This window comes from Paenibacillus sp. GCM10023250, from assembly GCF_042653205.1.
Lineage (GTDB): Bacteria > Bacillota > Bacilli > Paenibacillales > Paenibacillaceae > Paenibacillus_Z.
The window spans coordinates 80,745-106,257 of sequence record NZ_JBHSHY010000007.1; the positions used below are offsets into that span (position 1 = coordinate 80,745).

The window sequence follows — 25,513 nt, forward strand, 5'->3', positions numbered from 1 at the left end:
ATGGTCTACCCCCCATTATACGACAGGATTCGCGGAAAGTCTTACTTCGCCTCGTACCAATTGTCGCCGTAGCTCACGTCCGCCCGCAGCGGCACGTCCAGCTGGATCGCGCGCTCCATGACCTCCGGCACGAGCGTCTTCATCAGCTCCAGCTCATCGGCCGGCACTTCGAAGACAAGTTCGTCATGCACCTGCAGCAGCATGCGGCTGCGCAGCTTGCGCGACCGGAGCTCGGCGTCCATCTTGACCATCGCCAGCTTGATGATATCGGCGGCTGTGCCCTGGATCGGCGTATTCATCGCCGTCCGTTCCGCGAAGGAGCGCAGGTTGAAGTTCGAAGCCTTGATCTCCGGCAGGTAGCGCCGGCGCTCCAGCAGCGTCGTGACGTAGCCGTCCTTGCGTGCTTGCGCCACGATATTGTCCATATATGCCCGCACGCCCTCGAACACGGCGAAATACTGCTCGATGAAGCGCGCCGCGTCCTTCCTGGAGATGCCGAGGTTGTTGGACAAGCCGAAGTCGCTGATTCCGTAGACGATGCCGAAGTTGACGGCTTTCGCCTGGCGGCGCATGTTGGCGTCCACATTGTCGGCCGTCACGCCGAACACGTCCATCGCGGTCTTCGTATGGATGTCCGCATCCTCGATGAACGCCTGCTTCATGCGCTCGTCGCCCGAGATATGCGCGAGCACGCGCAGCTCGATCTGCGAGTAGTCCGCCGCGAGAATGCTCCAGCCTGGCTCCGACGGTACGAACGCCTTGCGGATGCGGCGTCCCTCCTCCAGCCGGATCGGGATGTTTTGCAGGTTCGGGAACTGGCTCGACAGCCGCCCCGTGGCCGCGATCGTCTGGCGGTAATACGTATGCACCTTGCCGGTATCGCGGCGGATCTCCTTCAGCAGCCCTTCCACGTAGGTGGACTGCAGCTTGGTCAGCTGCCGGTAATGGAGAATCAGCTTCACGATCTCCGAATACGGCTCCAGCTTCTCCAGCACCTCGGCGTCCGTGGAATAACCCGTCTTGGTCTTCTTGATGACCGGCAAGCCGAGCTTCTCGAAGAGCACCTCGCCGAGCTGCTTCGGCGAATGGATGTTGAACTCCATGCCCGCGTGCGAATAGATGTCGCTCATGTACTGCGCGATGCCCCGCTCCAGCTCCGCGCCGAGCTCCTCGAGCACGGCCGGATTGACCTGGATGCCCTGCTTCTCCATGCCGGCGAGCACGACGGCGAGCGGCAGCTCCAGCTCGTCGTTCAGCTTCGTCATGTTGCCCTTCCCGAGCTCCGCCGACAGCAGCGGCACGAGCCTGCGGACCGCATCCGCCTTGGCCGCCAAATGGTTCGCGAGCGCTTCGCCCTCCGGCACCTGCAGCCGCGCGCCCTTGCCGTAGACGGCTTCGTCCGTCTGGATGGCGGCCAGGCCGAAACGCTGGATCAGCGCGGCCAGCGTCTGGCTCGATTCCGTCGGATCGAGCAGGTAAGCCGCGAGCAGCGCGTCGAACCGAATGCCGCGAAGCGGGATGCCGAGCCAGCCGAGCGCCAGCTCCGCCTTGTGCAGGTCGTAGCCGCGCTTCGCCGCCTGCTCGTCCGCCAGCCAGGCCCGCAGCGGCGCGGCGGTCCGCTCGTCCATCAGATCGTCGTACGTCGCCACGGCGACCCGGTCGCCGGCGGCGGCTGCGAGGCCGATCAGCCGCGCCTGATGCGGATTATCGCCGATCGCTTCGATATAGACGCTCTCCGAAGCCGCTAGCAGCGCCGTCAGCTCGGCGGCCGTCAGTTCGGCCGCGGCTACGACGTCGTACGTCGCGGCGGCCGCGACCGCCGCGGCGTCGGCGCCGGCCGCTTCCGGCAGCGCCAGCCGTTCGAGCAGCGACTTGAACTCCAGCTTACGGAACATATCCGCGAGCGTCTGCGCGTCGTAGCCATCATAGACGAGCTCGTCCGTCCGCTTCTCGAGCGGCACCTCGCGGAAGATCGTCGCCAGCTTCTTGCTCATGACCGCGCTGTCGCGGTGCGTCTCAACCTTCTCCTTCATCTTGCCTTTCAGCCCGCCGGTATTCTCGAGCACGCCTTCGACGGAGCCGAATTCATGCAGCAGCTTCAGCGCCGTCTTCTCCCCGACCCCGGGGATGCCGGGAATGTTGTCCGACGTATCGCCCATGAGCCCTTTCAAGTCAATGATCTGCAGCGGCTTCAGGCCGTACTTGGCATCGATTTCGGCGGGATCGTAGCGCTCGACCTCGCTGACGCCCTTGCGGGTCAGCGCGATCGTGACATGGTCGGACGCCAGCTGGAGCATGTCCTTGTCGCCGGACACCACGACCGTCTCCACGCCCTGCTCGTCCGCCAGCCGGCTGAGCGTGCCGATAATGTCGTCCGCCTCGTAGCCCGGCAGCTCGTACTGCGAGATGCCGAAGGAGCGCAAGAGCTCCTTGAGCACCGGAAACTGCTCCGACAGTTCCGGCGGCGTCTTCTCGCGGCCGCCCTTGTAGTCCTCGTAGCCCTCATGACGGAACGTCGTCTTGCCGGCGTCGAACGCGACGAGCATATGCGTAGGCTTCTCTTCCTCGAGCAGCTTCAGGAGCATCGTCGTGAAGCCGTACACCGCGTTCGTGTGCAGACCGGCCGAGTTCGTCAGCGGCGGCATCGCGAAAAACGCCCTGTAGATGATGCTGTTTCCGTCGATCAATACCCATTTATCCATCCGAAGAGGCACTCCTCACCCTTTGATTTCCTTGGCACTATCATAGCATAAAGCAAACAAGCTTTCCCAATGGATCCGCCTCACGCGAACATTAGGAAAGCTTCATCTTCGCCGTATAGAAAAAAAGACCCGGCGCGAAGTTCTCACACACGGATCCTGGGTTGTTTAGGCGTTCAAATCGGGGCGCTTGCCGGTCACGAGATAGACGACGCTCTCGCCGATGTTCGTGGCGTGATCGGCGATTCGCTCGATATACCGGCCGACGAAGCTGATGAGGCCGGCCTGCGAGATCGTCTTCGGGTTGTCCATCATGACGGCGTACAGGTCGCGGATGACCTGGCTGAACAATGCGTCGACCTGGTCGTCGTCCTGTGCCATCTTGCAGGCCAAATTGACGTTTTCCTGCACGTACGACTGGATCGACTCCCGGGTCATCTGCTGCGCGATGCCGGCCATCTGCGGAAGGTCGATCAGCGGTTTGACGAGCGTCTGGCCGTCCAGGCGCACCACGACCTTGGCGATGTCCACGGCGAGATCGCCCATGCGCTCCAGGTCGCCCGCCATCTTGAACGCGACGAGAATCCGGCGCAAATCCTTGGCGACCGGCTGCTGGGTGGCAATCATGCGCGCGCCGAGCAAATCGATGTTTTCTTCAATTTGATTCAGCTTAATATCGTCTGCGATGATTCTTCTGGCTGCGATCGTATCGAGCTGCTCCAGCGCGCGCATCGCGTCGCCGAGCACTTTTTCCACGCGGGTTCCCATCTCGATGAGCATGGCCTTCAGCTGGTCCAGGCCGTCGTCTAGCTCTTTCCGTCTAATCACGCGCAGCGCCCCCTGTTCGCCTCTTACCCGAAGCGGCCGGAAATGTAATCGTCCGTCGCCTTCTCGGAAGGATTCGTAAAGATCTTGTCCGTCTTGTCGTACTCGACGACTTTGCCCATGTAGAAAAACGCGGTTTTATCCGATACGCGGGCGGCTTGATGCATGTTGTGCGTCACGATGATGATGCTGTACTCCTGCTTGAGCTCGGCGATGAGCTCCTCGACCTTCGCCGTCGACACGGGATCGAGCGCGGACGCCGGCTCGTCCATGAGAATGACCTTCGGCTTGACCGCGATCGAGCGGGCGATGCACAGCCGCTGCTGCTGGCCGCCGGACAGCGCGAGCGCCGACGAGTGCAGGCGGTCCTTCGTCTCTTCCCACAACGCGGCCTTCCGCAGGCACTCCTCGACGATCGCGTCGAGCTCCCGCTTCTTGCGGACGCCATGGTAGCGCGCTCCGAACGCGATGTTCTCGTAAATCGATTTATGGAACGGGTTCGGACGCTGCCAGACCATGCCGATCTTTTGGCGGAGCAGCACGACGTCGACGCCGGGGTCGTTGATGTTTTCGCCGTCGATCCAAATTTCACCTTTCGTGCGTACGCCGCTGATGGTGTCGTTCATCCGGTTCAGGCTGCGAAGAAACGTCGACTTGCCGCATCCGGACGGCCCGATAAGCGCGGTCACCTCGCGGGGCGCGAATTCAAGCGACACGCTCTTGATGGCCTCTTTCTCTCCGTAAAACACGCTGAGGTTGCTGGCCGACAATCCTGCCTGCTGCATGCTTGATCACTCTCCCCTTATTTGGTGGCCGTAAATTTGCGGTGCAGGTACCGGCCGAACCAGCGTGCCGAGAAGTTGAAGATCAGCACCATGATGATCAGCACGGCGGAAGCACCCGCGGCGATTTGCGATGCGTCCGGCGCCAGGCCTTCGCTGTTGATTTTCCAGATGTGCACGGCGAGCGTCTCGGCCGGACGGAACGGGTTGAGCGGCGAGAACGGGCTGAGCGGGTTCCAGTTCGTGAAATCGAGACGCGGCGAGCTCATGCCCGCGGTGAAGAGCAGCGCGGCGGCTTCGCCGAACACGCGGCCCGAAGCCAGGATCGTCCCTGTGACGATGGCCGGCATCGCGATGGGAAGCATGACCGACGTGATCGTCTTCCAGCGCGAGAGGCCGAGCGCGAGGCTCGCTTCCTTCTGCTCGCGCGGCACGCCTTTGAACGCCTGCTCGGTAATCCGCACCATCAGCGGCAGATTGAAGACGGTCAGCGCGAGGGCGCCGGAGAACAAGGAGAAGCCCAGACCGAACACGTTCACGATGACGAGGAGGCCGAACAGGCCCACGACGATCGACGGGAAGGACGACAGCACTTCGACGATGAGCCGAATCGTGTCCGTCAGCTTGCCGGGACGGGCGTATTCGCTCATGTAAATGCCGGCGCCGAGGCCGAGCGGAACCGTGATGATCAGGGTCAGCACCAGCAGGAACAAGGAATTGAACAGCTGCGGGCCGATGCCGCCGCCCGCCTTGATCGTCTGCGGGCCGCTTGTCAGGAAGTGGTAGCTGATGTGCGGCACGCCCCGGAAGAGAATATAACCGAGCAGGCCGGCCAGCAGCAGCACGATCAGAGCGGATATGGCGATGATGACGGCAGTGGCGATGCGATCCGCGGTTTTGGCGCTCATCGGTTATTTCTCCTTTCCAGCAAGCGGACGATAAAGACGAAGATGAACGTCATGGCGAGCAAGATCAATGCCAGCGACCACAGCGCGTTGTTGTGCGTGGAGCCCATGACCGTGTTGCCCATGTCGAGCGTGATGACGCTGGTCAGCGTGGAAGCCGATTCGAACAAGGAATGCGGGATATGCGGCGCGTTGCCGATTACCATCTGAACGGCGAGCGCTTCGCCGAACGCGCGGGACATGCCGAGCACGACGCCCGTGAGCAGCGATGGCAGCGTCGTCGGAATGACGATGCGGTAGATCGTCTGCCAGCGGGTGGCGCCGAGCGCAAATGAGCCTTCCTTCAGGCCGCGCTGCAGGTTGGACAGCGCGTCGGTCGCGATCGACGTGATCGTCGGCAAAATCATGAACGACAAGACGATGGCCCCTGCCGCGATCCCGATGCCTTGACCGGGGAAGACGTTCCGCAGCAGCGGAACGACGACGCTCAGGCCGACGAAGCCGAATACGACGGACGGGATGCCGGCGAGCAGTTCAATGACAGGCTGCAGGACGCGCTTGCCGATACCGGGCATGATTTGCGTCATGAACACGGCGGCGCAGCAGCTGAGCGGCGCGGCGATGACCGCGGCCAGCAGCGACGTGCTGAACGAGCCGAAAATGAACGGCAGGGCGCCGTACAGCGGAATCTCGCCTTCCGGATCCCATTTCAGTCCGCTGAGCAGCCCGCCCAGGCTGACACCATCCGTAATAAACGTAGCCAAGCCGCGGGAAGATACGAAGTATACGATCGCGCCGATCGTCACGACCAGCACGATGATGCAAAGAGTCGTGAAGACCTTCCCTACCCATTCTTCCATGACGTGCGGTTTGGCCATCGTGCGCGCCGTTCTTGGTTTTACGCGGGACCGATCATTCACAGCGGGCTGCTCCATCGTTTCATCTCTCCTTCAAGTACGAACATGGTCAATACACAAGTCAATTAGAGGCGGAATAGCTCCACCTCTAATGACTGAATGCGGTATTCGATTCCAGTGTTGCTCTTATTTCGTGACGTTGCCTGCAGCGTCGCGCTTCACTTGCATTTTCGTAACCGGGATGTAGCCCAGTTCGACGACGTCGCCGTTTTGTACTTCGTCGCTCATCATGTAGTCGAGGAGCGCCTTCGTTGCGGCATCAGGCTCGCCTTTCGTGTACATGTGCTCGTATGCCCATACCGGATACGTGCCGTTCACGATGTTGTCTTCGTTTGCTTCGACGCCTTCGTATTTGACCGTTTTAACCGTGTCGTCCAGGTAGGAGAGCGCCAGGTAACCGATCGCTCCAGGCGTATCCGTTACGTATTTTTTAACCGTGCCGGAAGCATCTTCTTGGATGGAGCCCGGGATGTCTTGGGAAGCCGTGCCCAGTGCGTATTTTTCGAACGTTTTACGCGTGCCGGAGCTGCTTGGGCGGTTGATGATCGTGATTTTCTCGTCTTCGCCGCCAACTTCTTTCCAGTTCGTGACTTTACCCGTGAAGATGTCGACCAGTTGTTGCTTAGTCAGGTTGTCGACCGTTACGCTTTTGTTTACGACAGCTGCCATGCCGACAACCGCCACTTGGTGGTCAACGAGTTCTTTTGCTTTGTCGGCGTCCGCATCGACGAATTTCTCTTCGGCGAAGATGTCGGAGTTGCCGATCGTTGCTTGTCCGCCTTGGACTTGCGTCAGGCCCGTGCCGCTGCCGCCGCCTTGGACTTGAACCGTGATGCCGCTGTATTTGGAATCTTCCATGAATTTCTTCGAAACTTGGTCGACGAGCGGTTGAAGAGCTGTGGAACCTGCTGCCAGAATGGAACCGCTCAAAGCCTCGCCGCCTGCGTTCGAACTGCTGTTGCCCCCTGCGTTCGTGCCGGTATTTGCTGTGCCGCCGTTGTTCTCTTTGTTAGAGCCGCAAGCAGCGAGCCCAATCGTCAACATAAGCGCGACAACAATGAATAATGCTTTTTTCATTTCCGTTCTTTTTCTCCTTCCGCGTTTGTCTGCGGTTATTTGTTCTTACAGGAGCTATTGTACGGTTCTCTTATTAATTTGATATTTCCTTAGTGTTAACGGAATGCTAAAACTGCATAGATAGATTGTATAATCATATAGAGTATTATAAATTAATTGTATAACTGTGATGACGGGGAGTTTAATAATCATGAGCATATTAAGAATGCGGATATTAGTGCTGCTCGGCGAGCTGAAAAAAGTGACGGCCGTCGCCGACGAGATCGGCGTCAAACAGCCGACCGTCAGCTTCCATATGCGCAAGCTCGAGGAAGAATGGGGTGCGCCGCTCTTCGAGATCAAAACCGGCAAGGTGCTCCTGACGGAGCCTGGGAAGATGCTCTACCGCTATGCCGTCGAAATCAACAAGCTCTATAAAGAAGCGGAGTCGCGCTTCCAGACCTTCCGCGAGCACGGCAAGCACGGCTTCGTGATCGGCAGCACCGACGCGGCTTCTTCGCTGCTGTTCGGCCGCGACTGGCATGTCCGGGTGTCGGACGCCGCGCCGATGCGCGTGCAGCTGCGAACCGCTCCGCACGACATGCTGCTCGAGCAGCTGTTGACCGGCGCGATCGACCTGCTCGTGAGCAGCGGCTTTTCCGCGCGCGGGGCCATGCACCAGCTGACGTACGAGGATCTCGGGGAAGAGCGGCTCCTCCTTTTCATGGGTGAGCAGCATCCGCTTGCGGGCAGCGCCTCCATCCCGCCCTACAAGCTGGCGGGCTACCGGTTCGTCGAGCTCGCCGACGCCTCCTTGCAGGAGGCGCTTCGCGTCTGGGAGCAGCACGAGAAGCTGTCGCTCGCCTTCGACTGGTCGACCGACCGGGTCGATCTCGCGCTCGGCGCCGCGGAGAACGGCGGCTCGCTGACCGTTCTTCCCGCGTCGGCCGCGCTCCGGGCCGGCGGCTCCGTGCAGCATGCGCCCCTGCCGGGACGACCGGTGGCCTTGCAGCTGACCGCCGCTTGGCGCGCGGATTATTGGAATCTGCCGCTGCTGCAGCGGGTTGTCGGGTTGATAACTAAGACGACCCCCTAAGGAGGCGCCCCCCCCCCCCCCCTAAAGAGGCGACCCCCTAAATCCCCCTCACCAGGGGGACCCCAAGGGCCCCGGCCCTCTGGACACCTGGATGGGATAACGTCGGCGGCACAGAGAAGCGCGCTCGGGCTATGTGGGTGCCGGGCCTCGTTTTCGTCCCTGGCGGGACACACTTTACGTTGGCGCTCGCGAGTTACCTGGTGTCCCTTGCGGGACCATGGGAACTTGACGCGCCGCAGAGACGCTCGGGAGCTGCGGCGTGCAAGTCCCCGCTTTCGTCCCTGGCGGGACACGCTGTACGTTATGCGACCCCCTAAATCCCCCTCGCCAGGGGGACCCCAAGGGCCCCGGCCCTCTGGACACCCGGATGGCGTAACGTCGGCGGCACAGAGAAACGCACTCGGGGTACATGGGTGCCGGGCCTCGTTTTCGTCCCTGGCGGGACACACTTTACGTTGGAGCTCGCGAGTTACCTGGTGTCCCTTGCGGGACCATGGGAACTTGACGCGCCGCAGAGACGCTCGGGAGCTGCGGCGTGCAAGTCCCCGCTTTCGTCCCTGGCGGGACACGCTGTACGTTATGCGACCCCCTAAATCCCCCTCGCCAGGGGGACCCCAAGGGCCCCGGCCCTCTGGACACCCGGATGGCGTAACGTCGGCGGCACAGAGAAACGCACTCGGGGTACATGGGTGCCGGGCCTCGTTTTCGTCCCTGGCGGGACACACTTTACGTTGGAGCTCGCGAGTTACCTGGTGTCCCTTGCGGGACCATGGGAACTTGACGCGCCGCAGAGACGCTCGGGAGCTGCGGCGTGCAAGTCCCCGCTTTCGTCCCTGGCGGGACACGCTGTACGGTGGCGCTTCTGGCAATCCGGCGCCTGCGGCTGGCTTGCTTGTGGCGGCATGTTTCGGCCGCCTAGATATGGCAAGCCGGCGCCTGCGGCTGGCTTGCTTCTTGGGCGGCATGTTTCCGCCGTCTGGATATGGCAAGCCGGCGCCTGCGGCTGGCTTGCTTTGTGGCGGCAGGTCTTCGCCGCCGAAGTTGGTTAAGGCTGCCTGCGGCAGCCTTGGAATAAGGCAAGAGCCGTTTACGGAAGCTAACTTCAGCTTCGTAAACGGCTCTTGTCGTTTTAAAATCAGGAATTCAGGTCGGGTCTTGCGCCCGTTACGAGGTAGACGACGGATTCGCCGATATTCGTCGCATGGTCGGCGAAGCGCTCGATGTAGCGGCCGACGAAGCTAAGCAGGTTCGCTTGGGAGATCGTCTTCGGATCCTCCATCATGAGCGAGAACAGCTCGCGCGTGATTTGGGCGTACAGCGCGTCGACGAGATCGTCGTCCTTGGCCATTTTGTACGCCATGTTCACATTCTCCTGCACGAACGACTGGATCGACTCGTACGTCATCATCTGCACGATTTGCGACATGCGCGGCAGATCGATGAGCGGCTTGATCAGCGTCTGGCCTTCCAGGCGAATGACCGTCTTGGCCACGTCGACAGCGAGATCGCCCATGCGCTCCAGATCGCTCGCGATTTTGAACGCTACGAGAATGCGGCGCAAGTCTTTCGCGACCGGCTGCTGCGTCGCGATGAGCGTCGAGCCGATCTCCGAAATCTTATCTTCGAGCTTATTCAGCTCCTTGTCTTCCTGCACGATGCGTCTCGCTTCGTCCGCATCGACCTTTTCGAGCGCCGCCATCGCTTGGGCGATCGCCGTTTCGACGCGGCGGCCCATCTCCACGATCAGCTCGTTCAATTCCCCGAGTCCGTGATCGAACTCTTTGCGTTTCGTCATCATAGGGCGTTATTCGTCCTCTCCGATTGAAAGTATCAGCCGAACCGGCCGCTGATGTAATCTTCCGTACGCTGGTCGCGCGGGTTGGAGAACAGCTTCTCCGTATCGGAGAATTCGACGACTTCGCCGTTCAGGAAGAACACGGTTTGATTGGAGACGCGGGCCGCTTGGTGCATGTTGTGCGTCACCATGACGATCGTATACTTGTCTTTCAGCTCTTGCGCGAGCTCCTCGATCTTAAGCGTGGAGATCGGGTCGAGCGCCGACGTCGCTTCGTCCATCAGCAGGACGTCGGGGTTCACTGCGATCGCGCGCGCGATGCAGAGGCGCTGCTGCTGGCCGCCCGAGAGACTCAGCGCGGAGCGCTTCAGGTGATCCTTCACTTCGTCCCACAACACGGCGGAACGCAGGCTCGTCTCAACGATCTCGTCCAGCTTGGCCTTGCTCCGGATGCCGTGCAGGCGCGGGCCGTACGCGACGTTGTCGTAGATGGATTTCGGGAACGGGTTCGGCTGCTGGAACACCATGCCGACTTTTTTGCGGAGCGTCTCCACGTCAACTTCCCTGGAGTAGATGTCCGCGCCGCCGATCGTGACTTTGCCTTCGATGCGGGTGTTCGGAATCATGTCGTTCATGCGGTTCAAGGTCCGCAGCAGCGTCGACTTGCCGCAGCCGGACGGACCGATGAAGGCGGTGATAGCTTTCTCCGGAATGTCCATGGTGACGTTCTTCAGCGCGTGGAAGTTCCCGTAATACAGGTTCAATTTATGAATGTCGATCAAGGTTTGCGAAGCGATGGATTGCATACCGTTCTCCTCCGTATCGGTGGTGGACGTTCGTCCTGATAGACCAAAGGCTTAAAGCGCGATCGCCGCCCGAAAGCGGACGCGTCCAGCCGGATGCCGGACTTCCCGTTAATCGTAGCCGCGAATTGTAAATCTCGGATAGTCGTTTTGTTAACGCCATGTAAAAATTATTGCAAATCGTTGTTACGAACGGGCCCGCATGTCCCCGATCAGCCGGTCGATGCGATCCGAGACCTGCCGCGCCTGCTCCGCCGCCTCATTCGACAGCCGTCCGATCTCGGCGGCGCTGCCGCTGTTGCCCGACGCGGCGTGAAACAGCCGCTGAAACGCGCCGGCCGCTTCCTTGACATACGTCTGGCTCGCCTCGGCTTCCGTACGGCCGAGCTCGACGAGGCGAACGGTTTCCTTGACCGCTTCCAGGATGGAGCCGATCAGCCGGTTGATGTCATCCGCCGAGGCCTTCGTCTGCGCCGCCAGCAGCCGCACCTCGTTGACCACGGCCGCGAACCCGAGTCCGTGCTCGCCCGCGCGCGCCGCCTCGATCGCCGCGTTCACCGCGAGCAGATTGCATCGGTCAGCCAGCTCGCGGATCAACTTCGAGACCGTGCCGATCGATCCGGCGCGCTCCTGCAGCTCGCCGATCTGATGCTCTCGCCGATTCGCCCGCTGCGACATGCCGTGAATGGCGGCGGAGACTTGGTCGAGCTCGTTCTTGCCCTTCAGCGTCAGATCCAGCATCTCGCGCGACATCGATTCGCCCTTGACTGAAGCGCCCTGGACCTCGCGCACCGAGCGGTCGATGTCCCGGATCATGACCTGCGCGCCTTGCATGATTGCGACTTGCGCCTGCACCGAGCGCTGCTGCAGCATACGGGACATCTTCAGCAGACCGGACATCGTAAGAATGCCCATGAAGCGCCGAGCCTCCGTCACGATAACGCAGTCGTACAGCGTCTTGTCGTCGCGGCCGAGCGCGAGATCGAGCAGCTCCTGCGTCGAGATGTTCCGGTCGACGATCAGCGGCTGCGTGTCCATCAGCCTCGCGATCGAACGGCCGTAGTAGATTTCCCGGCCGAAGCGGTGCGTCTGAATGATGGTCAGCCGGTTCTTCATGACAAGTCCCACCGGGCGGTCGTCCGCGCCGCAGACGACGATGCATTCCTGGTCCGGAGCCGCCGCGAACCGGCGGATGACGTCTTCGCACGACTGCGCGGTCGAGACGACCGTCGTCTTGCGGACGAACGGCAGCAGCGGATCGGGATTCGCCTCGTTCCATGCCGGATTCGCCGCACCTCCGGGCCCGATTCCTGTCGATTCCACCACAGCAACGCTCATGCACAGCACTCCCTCATCCAGCGATCTGATATTAGCTCCACTATAGGACTAAAGCATTATCGCATATGCCGGATATTGTTAGTCGAGTGTTAAAATTCCGGGCATGCAGACGCAGGCCGGCTGGCTATTAGCGCATTTTGCGCGCGTTCATCCAAAGCGGAACGCGGAACACGAGGTTGATCAGCAGGACGATCAACACAAGCGCCGCCGCGGATTTCTCGGCGATCAGCTGCGCGTCCGGCACGATCGCCTCGGATTGGACGTACCACAGGTGAACGGCAAGCGTCGCGCCCGGTGACAGGGGATTAAAGTCCCACATGACGCCCGACGACGTCACGCCGCCGGTCAGAATGATGACGGCGCTCTCGCCGAACGCGCGGCCCGCCACGAGACAGATTCCCGTCACGATGCCGTTCAGCGCGACCGGAATCAAGACGCGGCGAATCGTCTGCAGATGCGTGCTGCCGAGTGCGAACGATGCGTTCTTCATGTCCGCCGGCACCGCGCGGATCGCTTCCTCGGTCACCCGGGTCAGCACGGGCAAATTCAGGAACGCGAGGCTGACCGCCGCCCCGAGAATCGTCAAACCGAGATCGAGCGCCTCGACGAACAGAACGATCCCGAACAGGCCGAAAATAATCGACGGCACGGAGGCCAAGCCTTCGACGCAAATGCGGATCAACGCGATGAATTTATTCGCGGGGGCGAATTCCGCGAGATAAATGCCGGCAGCCATGCCGAGCGGAATGGAGATGATCAGCGAGAGGATCAGCACGTAAAACGAGTTGAACAGCACCGGTCCGATGCCCCCGCCTTCCATAATCTCGCTCGGTTCGCCATACAGGAAGCCGAGACTCAGCTTCGGCAGCCCCTTCTGGAGAATCGTAAACAGCAGCGCGATGATGAACAGTACGGTGAGGATGCCCACGGCCCAGACGATGCCCGTGAACAGCCTGTCGTTGAACCGGTTCAAGCCGCGGCGGGAGGAAAACGGACTTGCAGCCGTCGTGGATTTCTCTGCGCTCATGATTTCGCCCCTTTGCCTTGAAGCAGACGCACGGCCACGATCATGATGAGGGAGATCACGAGCAGGATGAAGCCCATCATGTACAAGGCGTAGTTCCACGTGGAATCGAACGGCACGTTCGGAATTTGCATGACGATGTTGCTCGTGAGTACGGACGTCGGCTTGAACAGCGCGTCGGCCAGCTGCGGCGTGTTGCCGATGACCATGACGACGGCCATCGTCTCGCCGATGGCGCGGGCCATGCCGAGAATGACGGCATACATAATGCCGCTTCTGGCGGCGGGAATCACGACGCGGACGATCGTTTGGAACCGCGTGGAGCCGAGCGCATAGGACGCGTCGCGGTACTTCTTCGGCACGGCGACGATGGAGTCGTCCGTGATGCGGCTGATCGTCGGCAGCACCATGATCGTCAGCACGATACCGGCAGCCAATATGCCATCGCCCAGGTTGGTGCCCGTCAGCGAGCGCAGCATCGGAATCAGAACCGTCATGCCGAGGAAGCCATAGACGACGGAAGGAATGCCGACGAGCAGGTCAAGCACGGGACGCAGCGCGTTTTTCAGCCAAGCGGGCGTCATTTCCGATAGAAAGATGGCGACGATGACCGAGATCGGCACCGAAATGACCATGGTCAGCAGCGTAAGGGCAACCGTGCCGAAAATGAAGACGAACGCGCCGTACTGCTCGTTCTCCGGCACCCAATCCGTGGAGAAGAAAAAGGTTTTCAGCGGCACGGCAGCGAACGTCAATACGCCGGTCCGGCCCATCAAAAACAATATCGAAAACAAAATCAAGCAGACGAATACCGCGCTCGCAATGCACGCGATCTTGAACGCGCGGTTGTAGAACGACAGCCGCGCCCTGCGGCCGAACGCTTTGCCGGACGAGCTTTCCAGGCTCCGGCCGAGTTCATGCCCTGAGTAAACGGTACCGGAATTCGGCACTTCCATCATACTCATATCCAACCCTTCTCCTCTCGTGTCATACAGCGAAGCCAGCTTCGCGCCGAATGTGCAGAAGCTGGCTTCGCTTGTTCCTCTTATTCAAGCCGTGAAGACGAGGTCGTGCTGCGTTATTTTTTCATGGCCGACAGCGGGATGAATTTCAATTTTTTCAGGGAACCGTTTTGGAACTTCGCGCTTTGCACGTAGTCGATGAACGCTTTGACGGCGCCGGTCGGTTGGCCTTTCGTCATGTAGTAGCCGTACGACCATACTTTGTACGACCCGTTGATGACATTGGCTTCCGTCGGAGCGACGTTGTTGATGCTGACGGCTTTCATCTTGCTGCCCGATACGTACACGAGGTCGATGTAGCCGATGGCGTTCGGCGTCGTTTCGACCGCCGTTTTCATGTCGCCGCTCGATTTGACTTCCTTGTAGTACTTGCCTTTCGTCATGAAGTCCGTGCCGTTCAGCGCTTTCAGCTGGAAGTTGACGCGCGTGCCGGAACCGAATGCGCGATTGACCACGACGATGTCCGCGTCATTGCCGCCGACTTCTTTCCAGTTCGTGATTTTGCCGGAGAAGATGCCCTGCAGCTGGCTCGTCGTCAGGTTGCTTACGCCCGCGCTGCTGTTCGTAACGGCCGCGAACGGAATAACCGCGACTTTATTGGCCACTTGGCCCGTGAATTTGCTGAAGCCCGGCACGTCGGTCGAAGCGTCCCAGTCGCAGGCGCCGATGTCGGCGATGCCTTTGCGCACGGATTGCGGGCCCGTTACGGAACCTGCCGACGAGGCTGAGATTTTCACCTTCGGATTCAGCTTCTTGAACTCGTTGGCCGCTTGGCGCGTCAGCGGGAGCAGGGCCGAAGAGCCGTTGATGACGATGCTGCCGCTCAGTTTGCTTGCCGCGCTTGCGGCGGATACGCTGCCGAACGCAAGGGATACCGCCATGACGGCGAGACCGATATTGCGGAACCATTTTGCTTTCATTGTTGTTATTCTCCTCTCGATATATGAAACGGAATAGGGATGCTTGGATTATTTCGTGATGCGCTTCAGGCTGCCGCCTTGAACCGTGAACGTTTGATCGTCGACGATGACCGCCACGGAACCGTTCGGAGCCGCTGCGACCTCGGTTACGTTGCCTTCCAGGTTGCCGATTGCCTTCACCGTGCCGGATGCCGCGTCAACCGAGCTCAGCGCCGTGCGTTCGCCCGCGTCCGTCAGAGCGTAGATATTGCCGCCCGCGATCGTAGCCGCGAGCACGTCTTTGTCGCCGATGACTTTCGCGACGGTTTTGTCCTTCGCGACCGATACCAGCGAAGAAGGCTGGCCGTCCGCGATGCTGATGTAGAATGCCTTGTAGCCGTCCTCCGCCGCGCCGACGAAGATCTTGTCGTCCGTCGAGGTCGTCAGCTTCACCGGTGCCGCGTCCTTCACGGATGCGTCGAAGAAGTACACTTGCGGTTCCGTGCCCGTCGTGTCGATCGCCACGTCGTCCTCATCGACCGGCTTGTCCGGAGCCGTCACGGCGCCCGGCTTCGTCACGGTGTAGTAGAACTTCGTGCCGTCTTTGGAGACGCTCAGGTCCGCTTTGTAGTCGACTTTGTCGTCGAGCACCTTCGTAATCGTGCCGTCCGCAACGTTCAGCTTTTGGATGACCGAGCCTTTGTCGCCTTGCAGGAAGTAGATCGCGCTGCCGTCAGCCGACCAGACGAGCTCCGGCTTGATGTTGCTGTCCGCGGACACCTGCTTGCTCGCGAACGTCGCGCTCGTCAGGTCGATCACATACACGGAGCCGTCTTCATTCGTGTAAGCTGCTTTCGTGCCGTCCGGGGAAACCGTCAGCTCGGAGGCTGTGTCGGAGCTCAGCACTTGCTTGAACGCGCCCGTCGCGGCGTCGACGATGTAGTCGGTGCGGCCTTCTTCGGTAAGCGACGAGGCCAGGAGCTGGCTCGCGTTGATCCAGACGATGCTGTCCGCGTGAATCTTCTGAACGGCGTCGATGTGGAACTGGCCGGAGTCGTCTTGCTCGGCATCGACGCTGAAGAGATTGACGAAGTCTTCGACCGAAATATAGTAAGATCCGTTGACGTTCACGACCGCCTGCTCCAGCTCGACCGGCTGGCCGTCGACCGTTGCCGTTTTCGAACCGGCATGCAGCTCGACCGCTCGGCCTTGGACGTACGCCGTTACGCCGGCTTTCACGTTGACGATGAACCGTGCGCCCGCGGCCGTACCGAGGTCGCGCAGCGATACCAGCGTCGCGCCGTTTACTTGAATCGAGCGAATCATGATCGATGCGTCGTTCACCGTTACGCTAAACGATGCCGGTGCGGTCACCTGCGTCGTTGCCGCGGAAGCGACGCCGATGGCGGACGTGCTGATCGCGGCTGCAAGCGCGGAAATCAAAATCGTTTTTTTCATAGACATTGACTGGATCACCCTTCTGGAATAGGTTTTGGCCTTCGTCTTTATGTACAAGACTGATTATAGGAAGGCATTGTTAAACGGCCGTTAATCGAATACCAAGAATTGTTAAGCGGCCGTCAATCTATTATGGAGAGATTGTTAAAAATAGCCATATTACTAGACTGATAGAGCAGCGTCATCTGAATAATTGCGAAATCAGGCGATAAGACGCGCGTATTAGAGTCGTAAGTTCCATTGACGCAACGGACTTCCGTACCGGTATCTGGCTATAAAACGAGCGATTTTGCCCATTTCCGTCTCCGAAATGCTCCCGATCCCCACCGCCTCGCAGCCGGAACCGTACCGCTTCCGTCACCTCGAACACAGGTCCAAAAGCACAAAAAAAGCCCGGTGCCAAGCACTTCGCTTGGGTCACCAGGCTTACTCCTCACTGCTCGCAGGTCCCAAATCGGGTGCGGAGCCTTCGGACGGTTAATGCGACGACGGCGTATAGTCCGCGTGCTCCATCTCGCTCAGCTTGGAGCGGCCCATGAAGAAGGCGAAGAGCAGCGCGAGCGCGGAAGGAATGACCGCCCACGCGAACGTGTGAGTGATGGAATCGGACAAGCCGGCTGTGATCTTATCAAGGACGTCCGCCGGAATGTGCTTCCGCAGCTCGGGCGCCAGAATCGCGCGCGGATCGCTCAGATTCACGCCCTGCGGCAATTGGCCGGTCTCCTCGGGGGTGAAGAGCGACGCGAATTTGTTCATCATCGCATGGCTTTGGATGATGCCGAAAACCGTGATCCCGATCGTCATGCCGAGCGACCGGAGGAAGTTCAGCGTCGCGCTGGCCGTCCCGCGCTCCTGCGGCGAGAAGGAGAAGATGGCGGCGTTGCTCAGCACGGAGAACGAAGCGCCGATACCGAGACCGATCAGAATCATGAAGATGACGACCGTATACCGGTGCGATTCCACGCCGAGCGTCGTCAGCAAAATGTTGCCGACCGTCAGCAGCGCAAGCGTCGGGATCATGAGCGAACGGAACGTCGTCTTCATCATGAGCGCCCCGCCGAAGGAAGCCGTGACGACAGAGCCGAGCATCATGGGCAGCAGCACGAGGCCGGAATCGGTGGATTTGCCCCCGAACACGCCTTGGATGTAGATCGGAATGTAGACCGACGCCGTGACGAACGCCGCCCCGCTGAACATCGCGATCGCGTTGCTGCTCCAGTAGAGCCGGTTGCGGAACATGCTGAACTTGATGATCGGCTCCTGCGCGGTCCGCTCGAGGAAGACGAACGCGACGAGCAGCACCGCGAAGCCGGCGAACAGACCGAGAATCACCGCGGAATCCCACGCATACTCCTTGCCGCCGAGCTCGAGTGCGAACATGAGGCAGACGACCCCGCCGACGAGCGTGACCGCGCCGCCCCAGTCGATGCGCTGCTTGCTGTGCTGCACGGACTCTTTATAGAAGAACGCGATCATGACGAAGGCGATCAGGCCGAGCGGCAAATTAATGTAGAATACCCACTCCCATTGGATGTAATCGGTAATGTAGGCGCCGAGCAGCGGCCCGAAAATGCTCGACATGCCGAAGACGGCGCCGAACAAGCCGCCGAGCTTGCCCCGGCTCTCCGGCGGCACGGCGTCGAACATGATCGTGAAGGCGATCGGCACAAGCGCCCCGCCCCCGATGCCCTGAATCGCGCGGTAAATGCTCAGCTGCACGATCGAATCCGCGGTCCCGCACAGGATCGACCCCAGCATGAAAACCAATAGCCCGAAAATGAAAAACTTCTTCCGTCCGTACATGTCGGACAGCTTGCCGAAGATCGGCATGCCCGCCATCTCGGCGACCATGTAAGCCGACGTCACCCAGATGAATTTGTCGAGGCCGCCAAGCTCCCCGACAATCGTGCCCATCGCCGTGGCGACGATCGTGTTGTCCATCGACGCCATCAGAATGCCGAGCAGCAAGCCGGCGACGACGATGCCCACGTTTTTGCGTTGTGCGCTCATTGTGCGTTTTCCCTCCACCTTGTCTTGTTTTAATCCAGCTGCAGCTCTTCGCCTTCAGGCACCGTCATGTGCCACCGCGTCTCGCCATCCAGCTGTTCGGTCAGGACCCCGCCGCGAATGTCGTCCTTGAAGGCCAGCAGCCACTGCAGCTCGGCTTCCAGCTGGTGGACGACGAATTCAGATTCCACGACGAATATGCGCGAAAGCCCCTGCGACCTGGCGAGCTCAATCCCCGCGCGCCGTTCAGCGGCCAGCTGACGGATGAAGCCGATGCGCCGTTCGACGAGCTCGGAGGTCTCGAGCGGCGGGATATGCCCGACGAACGCCAAAGCCGCCGGGAAGCGCGGATACTCCCTCGCCGGCTCGCGCACGAGCTCGCGAAGCCAGTCGCGGAAGCCCGCCCTGCCCTCGCCGGTCGGCGAGTAGATCGTCCGTTCCGGATGCCGCCCTTCGCGTTGCGTCTCGAGCGGCACGATCCACCCTTGCTTCAGCAGCCCCTCCACGACGGAGTACAACGAGCCGTTGTTCAGCTTGATTACGTCGGGGATGCCCCGCCGCCTCATCGTCGCGGAGATCTCGTACGGATGCATCGGTTTCTCGTGAAGCAGCGATAGGACGGCAAGCGCCAGCATGTTGTTCACTCTTCGTTTGGCCATCGGATCCGGGCTCCTTCGAAACGATATCGGCATCGCATAGTCAAGTTCGACTATACGGAATGGAATGACCCCTGTCATCGGTCTGGAGACGTAACCGTAAACAGGGTTCGCGTTCATCCGTCCGATTATGTAGCGCGCAAAAAAGCTTCCGCCGCGCGGCGGAAGCTTCATGTGGTGCCGGTACAGATCGGCCGGCCGGCACACCTGCGCATCTGGATCGCCAGCGGCCCCGAAACGCGCCCCGGCAGGTAGCGGGCGCATGCGCCCGGTTACGCCTTCAATCGGTAAAACGCCGCGGCGTTACCGGCGTACACAGCCGCCAGCTGCTCGTCCGTCAGGCCGTCCGGGAGCGCCGACGCGAGCACGCTTCGCACGTCGGCGTAGCTTCCGGCCAGCAGGCACACCGGCCAGTCGCTGCCGAAGAGGACGCGCTCCGCGCCGAAGCATTCGACGACATGCCGCACGTACGCGGTGAACTGCTCCAGCCGCCACGCCCCGTGGTCCGCTTCCGTCAGCATGCCCGACAGTTTGCAGTACACGCCGGGATGGTCTTCGGCAATCGCCCGCATCCGGCCTGCCCATGGCTCAAAGACGCCCGCGCCGATCCGCGGCTTCGCGATATGGTCGATGACGGCATGCAGTTCCGGCACCCGCTTCAGCAGCTCGATCGTCTCCGGCAGCTGGTGCTCCAGCATCAGCAGATCGACGGGCAGCCCGATCTCGGCTAGGTACCGCAGCGCCCGCAGGCTGTGCGGCTCGAGCGCCTCGGAGGCGTCCTTCATCTCCTGCAGCATGACGCGGATGCCGACGAACTTCGGGTGCGCCCGAAAGATGCTCAGCACGTCCCGCCAGTTCGAATCGTGGAAATCCAGCCAGCCCACGACGCCCGCGATCGACGGACTCCGCTCCGCGAGCTCCAGCATGTAGGCGGTCTCCGCATGCGTCTGCGCCGCCTGCACGAGGATCGTCTGGCTCACGCCCGCGCGCGCCAGCTCCGGCTCCAGGTCCGCCGGCCCGTAATTCCGGTACAGCACCGGTCCCGCCTCCGGCGTCAGCCAGCCGTAATCGCCGCGGTCCAGTGCCCAATAATGTTGATGGGCATCGATAATTCGGCTCATAATCGGCACCTCGTTCTGATCAAATTAAAGAAAAAGCCCGCCGCCGGCCAACATCGGCAGCGGCGGGCGGGCGCGTCGGCAAGCGAGCCTCGGCTAGACCGTCTCGGCTACGAAGCGATTCGTCAGCTTGCCCAGCTTCTCGATCTCGATCGTCACTTCGTCGCCCGGCTTCAGGTACACCTGCTCCGCTTCGGGCAGTCCGAGCACGACGCCTTCCGGCGTGCCGGTCAGAATGATGTCCCCCGGCACGAGCGTCATGTGCTGCGAGACATAGCTGACGATCTCGTCGCAGCGGAAGATCATGTCGGATGTGTTCGAGTTCTGGCGCACTTCGCCGTTCACGACGGCTTTGACCGCCAGATCGTTCGGGTCGCCGACTTCGTCCGCCGTCACGAGGTACGGGCCGAGCGGGCTGAAGCCGTCGCATGACTTGCCGAGCAGCCATTGCTGCGTGCGCATCTGCAGGTCGCGGGCCGACAGGTCGTTGACCGCGCAGTAGCCGAAGACGTGACCGAGGGCGTCTTCTATCGAGACGTATTTGGCTTCCTTGCCGATGACGATGACGAGCTCGGCCTCGTAATCGAGCTTGGACGTTACCTTGGGTACGGCGATGTCCTTCAAATGGCCCGTAAGCGTGTTGTTGAACTTATTGAACAGAATCGGGAACTGCGGTATCGGCGCGTTCGTCTCCTCCGCGTGCTTGCGGTAGTTGAGGCCGACGCAGATGATCTTGTTCGGCGCCGTCACGCACGGTCCCCAGTCGATCTCCTCCTCGCTGCGGACGTACGCGTCGCCGCCCGTCGCGGGCAGCGATTCGATGAAGCCGCGGAGCGTGGAGAGCGCGCCGGCGCCGCCGTTAATGACCGCCATGACGTCGGTCGGAAGATCCGCGCCCGCCCGCGAGCCCTCGGCCGCCAGCGCGAGCTCGACGTCGATAATGCCGCGATCCGTGACGACGCCCAGCGCGCTGCGTCCCTGCTTCGATATGCTGATCAATTTCATGTCGATAATCCCTCCCGGATAAATGTAAGCCTTATAATGGCATCATGCACTTGGGCGATCGAAGCCGGGATTCCGGCTGGCCGCATTAGGCGTTCTTGCCGGCTGCGACGCCGCCGTCCACATACAGCGGAGCGCCCATGACGAACGTGGATTCGTCGGACGCAAGGAACAACGCGGCTTTCGCCACGTCCTCGGGCAGGCCGAGCTCTTCGCTCAGCTGGCGCTTCTTGAGGCCGGCGACCGCTTCTTCCGGATTGTCGTACGACGTCTTCAGGTAGTTCTCCACGAACGGCGTCATGATCGTGCCCGGCAGCAGCGCGTTGACGCGGATCCGGTACGGCGCGTAATCGACCTGCATCGACTTCGTCAGCGCCAGCACGGCACCCTTCGTCGCGGCGTAGGACGCGCGGCGGGCGAGACCCACCTCCGCGATGCACGACGACATGTTGATAATGGAGCCCTTGCGGCGTTCCATCATATGCGGAATGACGTACTTGCTCGGCAGGAAGACGCCGCGGATATTGACGTTGATGACGCGGTCCCACGCCTCCGGCTCGATTTCGTGCAGGACGCCGACGCCGCTGATGCCGGCGTTGTTGAACAGGACGTCGATGACGCCGTACTTGGCGATGATCGCGTCGACCATCGCGGACACCTCCGCCGGATTCGTGACGTCCGCACGGATGAAAACCCCTTCCCCGCCCGCCGCTTCGATTTCGCGCACCGTCTCGGTGCCGTTCGGCTCGGACAGATCGTTGACGACCACCTTCGCCCCTTCGCTCGCGAACAGCAGCGCGGTGCTCTTGCCGATGCCGGATCCCGAGCCCGTTATGAGAATGACTTTGTCTTTCAACCGCATCGCTTACTCCTCCTCGTTATGAACGCGCTTCGGACAGCCGGCGGGCCAGCGCCGTGATCTCCGCTCGCGCGTCTTCGGCTTTCGTCTCCCACTGATGCAGCAGCATGGAACAGCTGACCGCGGCCGGCGCCTGCCCGGCCCCGCCCGGAATGACGGCGGCGACGCACCGGAAGCCCATGACGGACTCCTGGTCGTCGATGGCGCAGCCCCGCTCCCGGATCTCGCGGAGCTGCCGGAACAGCGCCTCGCGGTCCGTGAACGTATGCGGCGTCAGCGCCGGCAGCGCCGGCTCTGGGAACAGCCGCAGCAGCTCGCCCTCGCCGAGCTGTGCGAGCATCGCCTTGCCGAGCGCCGTCGCGTGCGCGGGCAGCAGCATGCCAGGCTCGGACTGCAGCCGGACCGGCGAGACCGCTTCCGCCTTGCCCAGGTACAGCACCTGATTGCCCTCCAGCCTGGCCAGCTGGATCGTCTCCTGCAGCCGGTCCCGCGCGGCCGCCGCCTCCGCCTGGAACGACCGGTTCAGATCGTAATTCTTCGCGTACGCGGAGCCGTATGCGGCGAACGCGCTGCCGAGCGCGTACGTATCGCCCTCGCTCCGCTTCACCCACTGCAGCGCTTCCATCGTCGTCAGCAGCGAAAACATCGAGCTCTTGTTGATGCCGAGCCGCTTGGACAAATCGATCAGCTTGTGCCGGGACGGCTCTGACGCAAGCATCGCAAGCACGTTGTCGGCTTTCTCCAGCGCGGGAACCCAATACTTGCGTCCCTCCGGCATGCCGTCACCCCGTTTACGTCGGTTTTGTATAATAAACCAACTTCAATATATTAAACCTGCTGACTTAACTATAGCTCGCCCCCGCAGCATTATCAAGACAAAATTGAAGCGCCTTCAATCCGCGGGCTATAATGGGTTCAGGCAGCGGCGCGGCAAAGACGCCCGCGCAGGCAGCATTGCGAAAAGGAGGAGCCGCCATGAACGAGGAACGTAACGGCTGGCCGTACGTGCACGTCGTCGGGGACATTATCGTCGGCAAAGGAACCACGCTCGGCCCTCGCGGCATCCACGACTACGAGCTCGTCTATTTTCCCGAGGCGACGGGCACCGTCTACGAATGGGAAGGCACGCCGCACGAGCTGGGCTATCCGTGCTTCGTCTTCACGCGGCCCGGCGAAAGCCACCGCTATCTGTTCGACCGCGAGCGGACGACCCGCCACTTGTTCGTCCACTTCGACTACGGCGCGCTGCGCGGCCGCGACGAGCGGTTCGCCGGCATGCTGCAGCCCGGCTTCCACGTCGTGCCGGCCCGGCACGTCAGCCTCGTCGCCGGCATCATGCAGCAGATCATCGTCGCCGCCGGCTACCAGGCGCATCATTGGAAGCGCCGCCTCTCCGCGCTCGTGGCCGCCGCGCTGGAGGAGCTCGCCGCGTATGCCGCGAACACGCCCGAATTCGCGTCCGCGAGCTACCCCGTCCAGATCTCGCGGGGCATCGCCTACATCGAGGAGCATCTGACGGAGCCGATCACGATCGAGCAGATCGCCCGGCAGTCCGGCTGGTCGCACGAGCATTTCACGCGCATGTTCGTCGCCGCCGTCGGCATCTCGCCGAAGCGGATGCTGCTCGAACGCCGCATCAATCTGGCCGAGGAGCTGATGCTGATGGGCGGGAGCACGGTGAAACAGATCGCCTTCCAGTGCGGCTTCGGGGACGAGCATCATTTCTCAAAAATATACAAGCGCATCCGCGGCATCACCGCCACCGAATACATGGAACGGTGCAAGGAGCCGGTCTTCCGCTACGCCGCCATCGCCGTGGACCCGGGACGCACCTTCGCCAACCGGCATATCCTCGTCAATCCCGAGATCAAATAAAGACATCGATTATCGTCTTCCATCCATTGAAACCGCTGTCGCCGATCCGCGAAAATAAGAGTATCACGACACGTCAATGGAGGCTTGATTTCATATGGCAACCCACTATACGCCCAAGTCCCGGGCCCGGGAAGACCGCTGCCTCGTCAGCGTCGAAGACTATGTGCACTATCAGCGCAACGGCTATCTGATCGTCAAAGGCCTGCTGTCAAAAGAAGACATCGCCGAGCTGTACGAGCTCGCGGAGCAAACGCGGCTGAAATCGGAGAAGCCCGATCAGTCGTACAAGCCGAGCGAGCGCGATCCCTTAAAGGAAGAATTCAAGGCGGCCACCCGCATTCATATGTTGTCCCGCGTCGAGCCCGCCGCGGAGCGCGGCATGCTGCACCCCCGCATCCTCGACGTCACGGAAGCGCTCATCGGGCCCGACGTCTACGCCCTGCAGTCGATGATGTTCCTGAACCCGCCGGGCCGCGGCGGCCAAGGCTGGCACCAGGATTCCTGCTACATCAAGACGCATCCGGATACGCTGATCGGCGCCTGGATCGCGCTCGAGCAGGCCGACGAGGAGAACGGCTGCCTCTGGGTCGTGCCGGGCTCCAACCACGAGCCGGTCTATCCGCCGGCCGAGATCGGCGGCGGCAACGTGCACGCGCTCGACGCCTTCGCCGACTTAAACGGCGTCAGCAACGTCAGCCATCTCGACGACGAGGTGAACACGCTGTCCCGCATGGTCGCCAAGTACCCGCCGCCGATCTCCGTGCCGCTCCAGCCTGGCGACGTGCTGTTCTTCCACTCCCACCTGTTCCACCGGTCATTCCCGAACAAGACCGCGGACCGGTTCCGCCGCTCGTACGTCTGCCATTACTGCAACGCCCGCTCCTGGGTGCCGTGGGATCACGACGGCTATGAAGGCGATTCCGGCAATTACCGCCAGATTCTGGCCCGCGGCAACACGCATCTGCCGTACGCGGAGCCCGCGTTCGGGACGGAAGTGTATTTGTACGAAGGCGCGGAGTCGGACGGCAGCGTCAGCATGATGGGCATGGACAACGGCATGATGATGCCGGTCGTACAGAAGAAATAAAGCGGCTCCGCGGGCGCTTCCGCCGCGGCTTTAGCGAATCAGAACGGCCGCCCCTCCAGGCCGAGGGGCGGCCGTTTCGCATGCCCGGAAACAACTTTTGCGGACGGTGTTGACAAACGGCCGAACGCCGGGTATTATTATCTTAAATTTAAGATTATCGATTTAAAGATGTCGTTCATCGAATTCCAATTGGAGGTGCGGTGTCATGTAGAACACGGCCCGGTCGCGCAAGGCACGAATCGCGCCCGTCAAGTTCGGCTTGCTTGCTGATTTATTGTCTCGCTTATCCC

At 61.3% G+C, this 25,513-nt stretch carries 22 protein-coding genes; 3 read left to right on the forward strand and 19 right to left on the reverse strand.

The genetic code is table 11. The features are described 5' to 3' along the window. Positions 1–41: 41 nt before the first annotated feature. From polA to ACFPB1_RS08750, 6 genes are all read right to left on the reverse strand, one after another. Positions 42–2,702 (reverse strand): DNA polymerase I, encoded by a 2,661-nt coding sequence (polA, locus tag ACFPB1_RS08725; protein ID WP_379224101.1) that lies wholly within the window; start codon positions 2,700–2,702, stop codon positions 42–44. Positions 2,703–2,867: 165 nt separating this feature from the next. Then, on the reverse strand, positions 2,868–3,527 hold the full coding sequence (gene phoU, locus ACFPB1_RS08730) for a phosphate signaling complex protein PhoU (protein ID WP_379224103.1): 660 nt from the start codon (positions 3,525–3,527) through the stop codon (positions 2,868–2,870). A 23-nt stretch (positions 3,528–3,550) separates the two neighbouring features. After that, positions 3,551–4,309, reverse strand: coding sequence for a phosphate ABC transporter ATP-binding protein PstB (pstB, locus tag ACFPB1_RS08735; protein ID WP_379224105.1), 759 nt, complete (start codon positions 4,307–4,309; stop codon positions 3,551–3,553). 17 nt (positions 4,310–4,326) lie between these two features. Further along, positions 4,327–5,214, reverse strand: a complete 888-nt coding sequence (gene pstA, locus ACFPB1_RS08740) for a phosphate ABC transporter permease PstA (RefSeq protein ID WP_379224108.1) — start codon at positions 5,212–5,214, stop codon at positions 4,327–4,329. Continuing rightward, entirely contained in the window at positions 5,211–6,089 is an 879-nt protein-coding gene (gene pstC, locus ACFPB1_RS08745; RefSeq protein WP_379224248.1) for a phosphate ABC transporter permease subunit PstC, read from the reverse strand. Before pstC (ACFPB1_RS08745) ends, pstA (ACFPB1_RS08740) begins: the two co-directional genes overlap by 4 nt. A gap of 165 nt (positions 6,090–6,254) precedes the next feature. Next, positions 6,255–7,205, reverse strand: coding sequence for a phosphate ABC transporter substrate-binding protein PstS family protein (locus ACFPB1_RS08750; protein ID WP_379224110.1), 951 nt, complete (start codon positions 7,203–7,205; stop codon positions 6,255–6,257). Between the two features lie 190 nt (positions 7,206–7,395). On the opposite strand from ACFPB1_RS08750, the gene ACFPB1_RS08755 reads away from it, so the two are divergent. Continuing rightward, entirely contained in the window at positions 7,396–8,280 is an 885-nt protein-coding gene (locus tag ACFPB1_RS08755; RefSeq protein ID WP_379224112.1) for a LysR family transcriptional regulator, read from the forward strand. A 1,135-nt stretch (positions 8,281–9,415) separates the two neighbouring features. Here the strand turns inward: ACFPB1_RS08755 and phoU (ACFPB1_RS08760) are convergent. The 13 genes from phoU (ACFPB1_RS08760) to ACFPB1_RS08820 all read right to left on the reverse strand — a co-directional run bounded on the left by phoU (ACFPB1_RS08760) (position 9,416) and on the right by ACFPB1_RS08820 (position 23,039). Beyond that, positions 9,416–10,075, reverse strand: a complete 660-nt coding sequence (gene phoU, locus ACFPB1_RS08760; RefSeq protein WP_379224250.1) for a phosphate signaling complex protein PhoU — start codon at positions 10,073–10,075, stop codon at positions 9,416–9,418. Positions 10,076–10,110: 35 nt separating this feature from the next. Continuing rightward, a complete protein-coding gene (gene pstB / locus ACFPB1_RS08765; RefSeq protein ID WP_379224114.1) occupies positions 10,111–10,881 on the reverse strand; it encodes a phosphate ABC transporter ATP-binding protein PstB in 771 nt (256 codons plus the stop codon). A 183-nt stretch (positions 10,882–11,064) separates the two neighbouring features. Further along, positions 11,065–12,216 carry a methyl-accepting chemotaxis protein gene (locus ACFPB1_RS08770; protein ID WP_379224116.1) on the reverse strand — a complete coding sequence of 384 codons (1,152 nt, stop codon included), beginning with the start codon at positions 12,214–12,216 and terminating at the stop codon, positions 11,065–11,067. Positions 12,217–12,343: 127 nt separating this feature from the next. Next, positions 12,344–13,243 (reverse strand): phosphate ABC transporter permease PstA, encoded by a 900-nt coding sequence (pstA, locus tag ACFPB1_RS08775; protein WP_379224118.1) that lies wholly within the window; start codon positions 13,241–13,243, stop codon positions 12,344–12,346. Then, on the reverse strand, positions 13,240–14,199 hold the full coding sequence (gene pstC / locus ACFPB1_RS08780; protein WP_379224252.1) for a phosphate ABC transporter permease subunit PstC: 960 nt from the start codon (positions 14,197–14,199) through the stop codon (positions 13,240–13,242). Before pstC (ACFPB1_RS08780) ends, pstA (ACFPB1_RS08775) begins: the two co-directional genes overlap by 4 nt. A 119-nt stretch (positions 14,200–14,318) precedes the next feature. Continuing rightward, a complete protein-coding gene (locus tag ACFPB1_RS08785; protein WP_379224120.1) occupies positions 14,319–15,182 on the reverse strand; it encodes a phosphate ABC transporter substrate-binding protein in 864 nt (287 codons plus the stop codon). A gap of 48 nt (positions 15,183–15,230) precedes the next feature. Further along, the gene (locus ACFPB1_RS08790; protein ID WP_379224122.1) at positions 15,231–16,625 is read right to left on the reverse strand and encodes a stalk domain-containing protein; all 1,395 of its coding nucleotides are present in this window, start codon (positions 16,623–16,625) and stop codon (positions 15,231–15,233) included. A 471-nt stretch (positions 16,626–17,096) separates the two neighbouring features. Next, entirely contained in the window at positions 17,097–18,629 is a 1,533-nt protein-coding gene (locus ACFPB1_RS08795) for an MDR family MFS transporter (RefSeq protein ID WP_379224124.1), read from the reverse strand. A 29-nt stretch (positions 18,630–18,658) separates the two neighbouring features. Then, the gene (locus tag ACFPB1_RS08800) at positions 18,659–19,285 is read right to left on the reverse strand and encodes a PadR family transcriptional regulator (RefSeq protein ID WP_379224126.1); all 627 of its coding nucleotides are present in this window, start codon (positions 19,283–19,285) and stop codon (positions 18,659–18,661) included. Between the two features lie 269 nt (positions 19,286–19,554). Further along, a complete protein-coding gene (locus tag ACFPB1_RS08805; RefSeq protein WP_379224128.1) occupies positions 19,555–20,403 on the reverse strand; it encodes an amidohydrolase family protein in 849 nt (282 codons plus the stop codon). Positions 20,404–20,496: 93 nt separating this feature from the next. After that, positions 20,497–21,405, reverse strand: a complete 909-nt coding sequence (locus ACFPB1_RS08810) for a fumarylacetoacetate hydrolase family protein (RefSeq protein WP_379224130.1) — start codon at positions 21,403–21,405, stop codon at positions 20,497–20,499. An 85-nt stretch (positions 21,406–21,490) separates the two neighbouring features. After that, positions 21,491–22,264 (reverse strand): SDR family NAD(P)-dependent oxidoreductase, encoded by a 774-nt coding sequence (locus tag ACFPB1_RS08815; protein ID WP_379224132.1) that lies wholly within the window; start codon positions 22,262–22,264, stop codon positions 21,491–21,493. 16 nt (positions 22,265–22,280) lie between these two features. Then, entirely contained in the window at positions 22,281–23,039 is a 759-nt protein-coding gene (locus tag ACFPB1_RS08820; RefSeq protein ID WP_379224135.1) for an IclR family transcriptional regulator, read from the reverse strand. 197 nt (positions 23,040–23,236) lie between these two features. On the opposite strand from ACFPB1_RS08820, the gene ACFPB1_RS08825 reads away from it, so the two are divergent. Next, complete coding sequence (locus ACFPB1_RS08825; protein WP_379224137.1) at positions 23,237–24,136, forward strand: AraC family transcriptional regulator; 900 nt, start codon at positions 23,237–23,239, stop codon at positions 24,134–24,136. A 94-nt stretch (positions 24,137–24,230) separates the two neighbouring features. Then, positions 24,231–25,223 (forward strand): phytanoyl-CoA dioxygenase family protein, encoded by a 993-nt coding sequence (locus ACFPB1_RS08830; protein ID WP_379224139.1) that lies wholly within the window; start codon positions 24,231–24,233, stop codon positions 25,221–25,223. Positions 25,224–25,513: the final 290 nt, after the last annotated feature.